The sequence below is a fragment of the Alcanivorax sp. HI0083 genome (assembly GCF_001635175.1).
The window spans coordinates 1-1,228 of the sequence record NZ_LWFX01000432.1 but is presented as its reverse complement, the minus strand read 5'-3'; the positions used below and the strand labels follow the sequence as shown (position 1 = coordinate 1,228).

At 61.3% G+C, this 1,228-nt stretch carries 1 protein-coding gene; it reads right to left on the bottom strand.

All coding sequences use genetic code 11. The annotated features are described in order from the left end of the window. On the bottom strand, positions 1-1,228 hold a 1,228-nt coding region (locus tag A3754_RS04470), incomplete at both ends, for an ATP-dependent DNA helicase RecQ (protein WP_156496782.1).

Below are 1,228 nucleotides of genomic sequence, written 5' to 3'. Positions count from 1 at the left end.
ATCAGGTGATTGACGCCGAAGCGCTGTCCGGTCCGGTAGACACAGCTCAGGGCTTTTTGGGCGGCTTCGGTGGCGTCGAAGGTTTCCGGTGGGTGCAGGCAGGTGTCGCAGTTACCGCAGGGCTTTTCCAGAGTTTCGGCAAAGTAGTGCAGCAATGCCTGGCGGCGGCAATGGGTGATTTCGCACAGCCCCAGCATGCTTTCCAGGCGCTGGTTTTCGTTGCGCTTGTGCTGCTCGTTGCCACTGCTTTGGGCGAGCATCTGTTTGAGCTTGATGGCGTCTTCCAGCCCATAGGCCATCCAGGCTGTAGCCGGGTTGCCATCACGGCCGGCACGGCCGGTTTCCTGATAGTAGGACTCAATGCTCTTGGGCAGATCCAGATGCGCCACAAACCGCACGTCAGGTTTGTCGATGCCCATGCCGAAGGCAATGGTGGCGACCATGACAATGCCGTCCTCGCGCAGAAAGCGCTGCTGGTGTTTTTCCCGCAGCGGGCCAGAAAGCCCGGCGTGGTAGGGCAGAGCATTAATGCCCTGCTGGCATAGCCATTCGGCCACCCGGTCCACCTTGTTGCGCGACAGGCAGTAGACGATCCCCGCTTCACCGGCGTGCTCGGCACGCAACAGGCGCAGTAACTGATTGCGGGCGCCGTCCTTGCGCTCGATACGGTACTGGATGTTGGGGCGGTCGAAGCTGGAGACAAAATGCCGCGCCTGGGTCAGGTCCAGTCGCTCGGCAATTTCCGTGCGGGTGCGTTGGTCCGCGGTGGCGGTTAACGCAATGCGGGGCACTTGCGGGAATTCCCGGTGCAGCAGGGACAGCTGCAGATAGTCGTTGCGGAAATCGTGCCCCCACTGGGACACACAGTGGGCTTCGTCGATAGCGAACAGGGCGACCTCAGCCTGTTTCAACAGCGCCAGGGTACGCGGCTGTATCAGCCGCTCCGGGGCGATGTAGAGCATGTCCAACTCGCCTTGCAGCAAGGCGTTTTCCAGCTCGCGTACTTGTTCCAGTGACAGGGTGGAGTTGAGGAAGCCGGCTTTCACGCCCAGTGCCTTGAGCGCATCCACCTGATCCTGCATCAGGGCAATCAGCGGGCTGATCACCACACCGGTGCCTGGCCGGACCAGGGCGGGGATCTGATAGCACAGGGATTTACCGCCGCCGGTGGGCATCAGCACCAGGGCGTCGTCGCCCTGTATCAGGGTATTGATAATGGTCTGCTGTT